Source organism: Streptomyces sp. NPDC040432, from assembly GCF_055595445.1.
Genome location: NZ_JBVIVP010000019.1, coordinates 20,283 through 29,177, shown reverse-complemented (window position 1 = coordinate 29,177; position 8,895 = coordinate 20,283). Strand labels below are relative to the sequence as shown.

Sequence of the window (8,895 nt, the reverse complement as noted above, 5' to 3'; positions counted from 1 at the left end):
GAGAAGGGAAAAAAAAGGGAGGGGGCTGAACACAGGTTTTTGTACGGCCAAACCGACCGAAAAGAATGTGGGGGTTTTTCCCCCCTTCCCCCCCCCCGCCCCCCCCCCCCCCCGCCGTCGTGCGCCGATCCACCGGGGACTACGGGACAGCCCTCAGCCCGCGCGCAGCTCGAACCAGACGACCTTGCCGCGCCCGAGCGTCGCGGGGTCCACGCCCCAGGCATCGGCGAGCGCCTGGACCAGCACCAGTCCCCGGCCGTGCGTACCGTCGTCGGCGGACGGTACGTGCGGGCGGGGGCGGCGGGCCGTGTAGTCGCGGACCTCGACCCTCAACGTGGCGGCGGCGAGGCTCGCGGACACCTCCGCGCCGTGATCGGTGTGGACGAGCGCGTTCGTGACGAGTTCGGTGATCAGCAGCTCCGCGACGTCGGCCGCGTCGGTCCGGCACCGGTGGCGCAGCAGTTCCCGCAGCGCGCGCCGGACCTCGCCGACCGCTTTCAGATCGGCCCGGTCCACGCTCCGCCTGATCCGTACCACGTCCGCCGCGCCGCCGTCGCCCCCGGCGGACGGTTCCCGCGGCACCGGCCGGCCTCTCTTCCACAGCTTTCCGGTATTCGCCCCCACCCGCACGGCGATGTACCTCCCCCGCATCCACCTTGCTCGAACTGGTCTACGGAATGCATGCCCCCCGGGGCAATTCGCACTCCTGCGGACTTACGGGCGCGGAACGTTGCGGAGGTTGGATCGAGCCATCTGGATCATCCGCCCCACCCCTCCGTCCAGCACGATCTTGCTGGCGGATAGTGCGAAACCGGTCACCATCTCGGCGCTGATCCTCGGTGGAATCGACAGGGCGTTGGGGTCGGTCACCACGTCCACCAGAGCGGGCCCCTTGTGCCGGAACGCGTCCTTGAGGGCCCCCGTGAGCTGCTTGGGCTTCTCCACGCGGACCCCGTAGGCGCCCGCCGCGCGGGCGATGGCGGCGAAGTCCGGGTTCCGGTTCGTGGTTCCGTACGAGGGAAGGCCGGAAACCAACATCTCCAACTCGACCATTCCCAGTGATGAGTTGTTGAAGAGGACCACTTTGACGGGCAGGTCGTACTGCACCAGGGTGAGGAAATCTCCCATCAGCATCGAGAAACCGCCGTCACCCGACATCGAGACCACTTGACGGCTCCGGTCGGTGAACTGCGCCCCGATCGCCTGCGGAAGTGCGTTGGCCATGGAACCGTGACTGAACGAGCCGATGATGCGCCGCTTTCCGTTCGGTGAAAGATAGCGCGCCGCCCACACGTTGCACATGCCGGTGTCGACGGTGAACACCGCATCCTCATCGGCGAGTTCGTCGAGGACCGACGCCACGTACTCGGGATGGATCGGCGTGTGCTTCTCCACCTTGCGCGTGTAGGCCTTCACCACGCCCTCCAGGGCGTCCGCGTGCTTCTTCAACATCCGGTCCAGGAAGCGGCGGTCCGTCTTGGCCTTGACCCGGGTGTTCAGCGCTCGCAGGGTCTCCCGTACGTCCCCCCAGACCGCGAGGTCCAACTGCGAGCGACGACCGAGGTGTTCGGGACGGATGTCCACCTGGACGATCTTCACGTCGTCCGGGAGAAAGGCGTTGTACGGGAAATCCGTGCCCAACAGGATCAGCAGGTCGCACTCGTGCGTGGCCTCGTACGCCGCGCCGTAGCCGAGCAGCCCGCTCATGCCGACGTCGTACGGATTGTCGTACTGGATCCATTCCTTGCCGCGCAGGGCGTGCCCGATCGGGGCCTTGACCCGGCCCGCGAACTCCATCACCTCGGCGTGCGCGCCGGCGGTGCCGCTGCCGCAGAAAAGGGTGACCCGTTCGGCCTCGTCGACGAGCCGGACGAGCTTCTCGATCTCCCCGTCACCGGGCCGCACGGTGGGCCGCGCGGTCACCAGGGCGTGCTCGACCGCCTTCTCGGGCGCGGGCTGGGAGGCGATGTCACCGGGCAGCGCGACGACGCTCACCCCGCTGCGGCCGATGGCGTGCTGCACGGCGGTCTGCAACAGCCGGGGCATCTGCCGCGGGTTGGAGATCAGTTCGCTGTAGTGACTGCACTCGCGGAAGAGCTGGTCGGGGTGGGTCTCCTGGAAGTAGCCGAGCCCGATCTCGCTGGAGGGGATGTGCGAGGCGAGCGCGAGGACGGGTGCCATCGACCGCTGGGCGTCGTACAGCCCGTTGATCAGGTGCAGGTTTCCGGGGCCGCAGGAACCGGCGCAGGCGGCGAGCCTGCCCGTGATCTGCGCCTCGGCGCCCGCCGCGAAGGCGGCCGTCTCCTCGTGCCGGACCTGGACCCACTCGATGTCACCGGTCCGGCGGACGGCGTCGACGACAGGGTTGAGGCTGTCGCCGACGACTCCGTACATCCGCCGCACGCCCGCGCGCACGAGGATGTCGACGAACTGCTCCGCCACGTTCTGCTTGGCCATGGAGGGGGCGCCCTTTCCTGTTCGGCACTGCCGGGTGCGCCTCCCATCCACGCACGTTCCGTGCCGTTACGCCTCCCAGACCGCGGCGGCCGTCCGGTCGGCGGCGTACCCCTTGAGGCGGAGCTGGGTGTCGGCGAGGAACGCGGCGAGGCCGGGCGGCTCGCCCTCCGACCAGCGGGCCGCGAGTTCCGCCGGCAGGGCGGCCTCCTCCCGCATGGGCTCGGCGAGGCCTCCCGAGCACAGCAGGAGCGTGTCACCGGGACGGGCCACGGAGGCCCGGAACCGGAAGCCGCCGATCCCGGGGCCCGCACCGGCTTCGGCGTCGGGACCGGGAACGGTGGGGCCGCCGCCGGGGCCGGGCTCCAGGTCCTGCCATTCGCCCGCCCTCAGCCGGAAGACCCCGCCCGGGCCCGCGCCGAAGCACACCCGGTGGGGACACCGCGGGTCCAGGGGCAGCAGGAGGCCCCGCAGCCCGGCCGTACGGGCGTCCTCGGGGAGTCCCAGCTCGGCCGCGCGGGCGCGGAGGCGTCCGTACCCCCGGTCGGTGAGTCGTTGCAGCCCCGAGCGCAGGGCCTCGCGCCGCCCCGCCCGGATGTCGTCGGCCAACCGCTCCCGGCTGCGCCCGACGGCCGCGGCGACCGTGTGGCACAGCTCGGCCGCGGCCTCCCCGACCCCCGGGGCCGCCCGGTCCCCGCCGGCCAGGACCACCAGCACCAGGCCGTCGTCACCACTGCCGAAGCGGGCGGTGAGCAGGCAGTCCCGGCGCGCCTCGCCCCGGTAGCGGGCGGAGTCACCGCGCACCGAGGCGGCGCGCAGGGTGTAGGCGCCGTAGCGGGCCCCCTCCAGAACCGTGTCGGGGGTCAGGTCGTCCAGCGCGGCGGGGTCGGCCGCGGGCAGCGCCCCCGGTTCCGGGGCGTACGTCGGAGCCCGGTCCCCGAGGTGGCTGACCGTGGGCCGCTCGCGACCGGACGCCGACGGCCCGCCCGGCGGAGCCCCGGCGGAAACCGGCGGCGCGGCGTGCGGGGCGCCGCCGGGCGTCGCCGGCCCGGCGGCGGTCTCCCTCGGGATGCCCGGCCCGACGGGCCGGGCGGGCAGCGCCTGCGGCGCCCCGGCCCCGGCGTCCCGTACGGACGGGGTCCGCGGGTGCGACGGGCCGGCGGAGACGGGAGGAGGAGGCGGGAGATCCGGCCTGCCCGCAGCGGCGGGCGGGTCCTGCGGGGGCGCCGGCGCGGCGGACCCGGCGGGCGGCGCCTGCCCCGGGTCCGGACCGGCGGGACCGTTGGACGGGGCCTGCGGGGAGCCCTGCCCGAACCCCGGGCCGACCGTACGGGCCGGTGGCGCGCCCCAGAGCCAGGGCGGAAGCTCGGCGGAAGCGCCGTACGCGGGGGCCGGCCCGGGCGTTGCTTCCGGGCCGCCGACCGGGCCGCCGGGGGCCCGGTCGGCGGGCGGCGCGGACGGGTGGGGCGACCCGAACGGTACGGGTGGCTCGGTCGGCTCCGGCGGCAGGGCCGGCGGCACCGTCACGTCCCCCTGCGCGTACCCCGTCTCCCCCGCCAGACGGGGATCACGCGGCGCCGGTGGGGGTGGCGGCCCGGACGCGACCCGGCGGGGTCCCGGCAGCAACGGCTCTGCCGCCGGCGGACCCGAGGCACCCGGCGCGGAACCTGCCGGCGCCTGCGCCGACGGGGTCGGCACCGGCGGAACCTCGGGCGGCGCAACCTGCCCCGATGAGGCCCCGGTCAAGGGGATCGGCGCCGACGGCCCCGGCGGGGGCGGTACCGGAATCCGAGACCCGGCACCCTGCCCGGGCGCGCCCTCCGGCACCGGCCGCTGCGGGGCCGGAGCCTGCGGCGGCCACGGCGGCGGGGGAGGTGGCCCGGAAACCGGCGCGGACGGCCCCGGCGACGGCCGTTCCTTCGACAGCGGGACCACCGGACCCTGCGCGAACGGAGCCGGGCCCGCCGCATTCGGTGACGGAGGGGGCGGTGCGGACGGGATCCGGGGCGGTGGCCGCTCGGGCGACCGTTCCTGCGGCAGCGGGACCGGCCCCGCCGGAGCCTGCTGCGGAGGGACCGGCGCGACGGGATCCGTGCCCGTGGACGGCTGCGGCCCCAGGTCCGGGAAGGCCCCCGAGGGTGCTGTCGCATCCCGGTCCGGGAAGGCCCCCGGGGCTGCTGTCGCATCCCGGTCAGGCAGGGCGTCGGAGGGCCTCGACGGCCCCCGACCGGGTGACGTACCGGAGGACGGCTCCGGCCCCGGACCCACGGACGCGCCCGACGGCGACGCCGGGCCCCCGCCCGGGAACGCACCCGGCCCCGGTTCCCCGACCGACGGCGGGTCCGTGGCCGCTTCCTGGTCCCGGGGCGGCGGTGGGCCGTGCTGGGGTGGGATCAGCGGGGTCGTGGGCGGGTCGGTCACCAGGCCGGCCGCCGAGCGGAACCGGTGGTCCAGGGTGTCCCCCGGATCAGGCTCCGGTCCCGTTTCCGGATCGTCGTAGAGCTTCTGCCACCAGTCCTCCGCGCCCTGCTGACTCATGCCCTCATTGTCGGCCCACCCGGGCGGCGGAAAACCCCGAACGCACGAAAAGGGTCCACCGGGCCGCCGCCCGGTGGACCCCCTCCCTTCCACCCGTACGGGTTAGCGGACGTCGTACGCCCGAATGACCGTCTGGGTGACCGTGGCGCCGTTCGCGTCGGCCAGTTCGACCTTCAGCGAGACCGCCTTGCCGGAGGCTCCCGCGTGGTCGACGACGGCCGTCCACCGGCCGCCCCGTTCAGCGGTCCGCGCCGCCTTCCAGGTCTCACCGTCGTAGGAGTACGACAGCTTCGCCGACTTCAACGCTCCCGGCGCGTAGCCCGCGTGCCCGGTGACGCCCAGTCCGATGCTCTGACCGTCCGCGGCGGCGACCGTCTTCATGCCGTCGAGGGGGGCCGCGTACCTCGGGAAGAGGACGGGCAGGCCCTGCGAGTGGGCCGACGGATCGAGCTTCGAGGTGAAGCCCCAGGTCGTGCGTACGGCGGTCGAGCGCTGCCAGGTGCGGGCGGGCGGGCCGATCTTCTCGGTGGACTGGGTGAGTTCGTAGCGACCCGCCTCGGCCGGGACCTCGAACACCCCGAACGGATAGGGGCTGTCCCCGATGACCTGCCCGTCGCGCACGAGTTGCAGGCCGCCGATGTCACCGAAGGAACCGGGCTGCGCGTGGTGCGCCGTGTCCCCCCACATGGCCGGGGCGAAGCCGATCAGGTTGCCCTGGCGCTCCGCGGCCAGGGTTTCCTTCCCCGCCGGATCGCGGGGAGCCACGGGGCCGATCACCCCGTCGTACCAACTCGTCTTCGTCGTCGTCCCCTTGGTGTAGGTCCGCTGCTGCCCCGTCATGAACTCGCCCCAGGGGAAGCTGCTGGAGAGCAGCTGGTCCCAGGTGGTGTCCCCGGCGGTGTAGAACTCCGTGCGCGCGCCCGGCGCGGCGACCGTCTCGAACCCGCCGAAGTGCACGGCGCTGCCGATCGGCCGGTAGGCCCCGGACAGGTCGATGAAGTCGGCCGCGACACCCATGGAGTGGTAGGTGGAGTCGACCTGCCCGAGGTCGCGGTCGCGGACCCGGTAGGTGCGGTCCGACGTGATCTCTCCGCTCTCGGGGAAGGCGAGGTTGTAGAGGTACGGGCTCTTCGCGGTGCCCTTCCATTCCAGCGTGACGGGGCCGGTCGCGAGCCGGGCGAGCAGCGCCCGGCCCTCGGCGGACTCGACGGTCATGGTCGGGAGGGCGTCGCCCGCGTAGCCGGTGGAGGCGAGCCAGCGGCCGGGACCCTCGCGGTGCGCGAGGACGGCCTTGGCGCCCGCGTCCCCGGCGGCCCGCGCGACCTCGTGGAGGGCGCCGTCCGTGGCCTTCACCAGGACGATCGCGTCCTTGACGCCGGCGGCGGCGAGTTCCTCGGGGGTACCGGTGCCCGCGTCGACCAGTCGGGCGCGGCCGGTTCCGTCGAGGTTGTCGCTGCCCGTGGAGGCGGTGGTCGGGTGGAGCGTCGGGCCGCCGACGACCTTGAGTGCGGAGATCAGGGGGGCGGCGGCCCGCCAGTAGCCGGCGAACTCGAACTCACCGTCCTTGGGCCGGCCTTCGACGGAGGCGTAGTACCCGCGGATGGTCCGGCCGCCCATGGCGGTGCCGGCGTGCAACCAGGTGTCGTCCCAGCTGCGGGCGAAGCCGAGGGTGGTGCTGCGGGCCTCGACGGGCCTGTCGGCGTCGATGGTCAGGCGGCCGGCCTTCCGGGCGTCGAGGACGATGGTCGTGTCCTTCTTCACCTCGGTCCGGGGGCGGCCCAGGTAGGTCAGGGAGTCGATCAGTTCGGCGCCGTCACCGGCGTCGGGGGTGCCGACGAACGCGGAGAGGAAGTAGGCGCCGGGGCGCACGCGGTAGACCTGGTCGACGGAGCCCTCGTTGAAGCGGCGCTCGCCGGAGGCGTCGTCGGTGCCGATGACGTCCAGCGAGGAGGGTCCGGCGGCGGGCCGGCCCGCGCGGTCGATCAGCTTGACCCGCAGGGTGACGGTCTCGGGCTCCACGTACAGGGAGAAGGGGGTGGAGACCTGTACTCCGCCGGCCGTGGCGACGACGCGTCCGGTGACGTCACCGTACTGGGAGCGCTCCAGCCCGGCGGCCGGGTCGAGGTGGAGCGGCACCTTGACGGTGGCGCCGGCCGGGACGGTGATCGTGCGCCGGTCGAGGCGGGCGACCCGGGAGCGGACGGCGGAGCCGTCGTTGCCGGTGACCTTCTCGACTCGGAGGTTCAAGGTGACCGGCCTGCTGCCGGCATTGGTGTACGGCACCTCGACGACCGCGCGGTCGCTGTGGTCCTGCGGCCAGTTGTACGTGCCGCCCTGCACGGCGGGGGCGCCGGTGACGGTGGCGTCGAGGGCCGCCTTCACATCGAGGCGACCTCCTCCGGTCTCGCGTACGTCCCCGGGTACGGCGGTGTTCGCGGAGCCGACGAGGGCGGCCTTGAGCTGCCGCGCGTTCCAGTCCGGGTGGCGTTGTTTGACGATGGCGGCGGCTCCGGCGACGTGCGGGGTGGCCATCGAGGTTCCGGACATCGACTGGTACGCGTACACGCCCCGGCCGCCCGCGGCGGCGGCGGAGATCCCTACGCCGGGGGCGGCGATCTCGGGCTTGAGGGTGTGGGCGGGCCCCGCGGGGCCGCGGCTGGAGAAGCCCGCGGTGGTGTCGTCACGGTCGACGGCGCCGACGGTCAACACGCTGGGGGCGCAGCCGGGCGAGGAGACCGTGTTGTTCCCGGGGCCGGAGTTGCCGGCGGCGACGACGAACAGGGGCCCCTGTTGCGAGAGTCGCTCGGCCGCCGCTGCGAGCGGGTCGTCGCACGTGGTTCGCGACGGGTCCCCGAGGCTCATGGAAACCACGTCGGCCTTGCTCGCCGCGGCCCATTCCATCCCGGCGATGATCCACGAATCGAGGCCTTGGCCCTGGTCGTTGAGGACCTTGCCGCTGAGGAGTTCGGCGCCGGGCGCGACCCCCTTCTTGGCGCCGCCGCTCTCCGCCCCGGATCCGCCGACGGTGGAGATGGTGTGGGTGCCGTGGCCCTGCCGGTCGGCGTCGGTGTCGGAGTCGGTGAAGTTCTTCGACGCGCGGACGCGGCCCTTGAGGTCGGGGTGTTCGAGGTCGGTGCCCGTATCGAGGACGGCGACCTTGGTGCCGGCGCCGTCGAGTCCGGCGGCCCAGGCCGCGGTGGCGTTCACCTGCCGGGTGGAGCGTTCGAGGTTCGCCCGGACCTTGCCGTCGAGCCACAGCTTCTTCAGCCCGCCCGCGGCGCGCGAGGCGCCACCGGCGGAGACGTCGGCCCAGAAGTCGGCGGCCCGCTGCTTGTCTGCGGCGAGGGCGACGGCCCCGATGGAGCCGAGGACCAGTGACCGGTCGGCGCCGCGGGGCGCGGGCGGGGTGTTGCGCGCGACGCTGACGGAACCGTCGTACACGGCGATCAGCGGCAGACTCCCGCTGTGGGCGTCGTCGTAGCCCTGCCTGATCAGGCCGGTGACGTTGAAGAGTTCCTCGTCGACCCGGCCCGCGGCGAGCGCCTTGACCGCGCTCTGGGGGTAGACGTAGACGTCCTCGCCGCTCTGCCGGGTCTGGACGACCGGCTGGCTGCCGTCGTCCCGGGGCATCGCGGTCGCGGCGGTACGGCCGGCGGCGTCCGTGGACACCAGGACGCGGTCTCCGGTGACGAGGGTGACGGTGACGGGCGCCGCGGGCCGCGCGCCCGCCGCCCCGCTCCCGACGAGTGGTCTCGGTCCCGGCCGGCCGTCGCTCGGCTGTGCCGCGGACGGGCCGACTGCGGTGACGGCGAGGACGGCCGCTGTGGCCGCCCCGACCGCCGTTCGCGATATCGGGCGCATCGCTCTCCCCAGGTGAATTCCGGCCAACTGCTCTCTTGCACG

The 8,895-nt window shown here is 74.0% G+C and carries 4 protein-coding genes; all 4 read right to left on the bottom strand.

The annotated features are described in order from the left end of the window. Positions 1 to 153: 153 nt before the first annotated feature. Positions 154 to 516 (bottom strand): ATP-binding protein, encoded by a 363-nt coding sequence (locus ACZ58N_RS29530; protein WP_471166042.1) that lies wholly within the window; start codon positions 514 to 516, stop codon positions 154 to 156. Between the two features lie 198 nt (positions 517 to 714). Further along, the gene (locus ACZ58N_RS29525) at positions 715 to 2,457 is read right to left on the bottom strand and encodes a pyruvate dehydrogenase (protein WP_471165865.1); all 1,743 of its coding nucleotides are present in this window, start codon (positions 2,455 to 2,457) and stop codon (positions 715 to 717) included. 66 nt (positions 2,458 to 2,523) lie between these two features. Further along, positions 2,524 to 3,981, bottom strand: coding sequence for a protein phosphatase 2C domain-containing protein (locus ACZ58N_RS29520; protein WP_471165862.1), 1,458 nt, complete (start codon positions 3,979 to 3,981; stop codon positions 2,524 to 2,526). A 1,113-nt stretch (positions 3,982 to 5,094) separates the two neighbouring features. Beyond that, positions 5,095 to 8,853 (bottom strand): S8 family peptidase, encoded by a 3,759-nt coding sequence (locus tag ACZ58N_RS29515; protein WP_471165859.1) that lies wholly within the window; start codon positions 8,851 to 8,853, stop codon positions 5,095 to 5,097. Positions 8,854 to 8,895 lie beyond the last annotated feature (42 nt).

Coding starts and splice junctions, on each gene's coding strand:
- ACZ58N_RS29525 (WP_471165865.1), bottom strand. CDS start 2,457: ATGGCCAAGCAGAACGTGGCGGAGCAGTTCGTCGACATCCTCGTGCGC.
- ACZ58N_RS29515 (WP_471165859.1), bottom strand. CDS start 8,853: ATGCGCCCGATATCGCGAACGGCGGTCGGGGCGGCCACAGCGGCCGTC.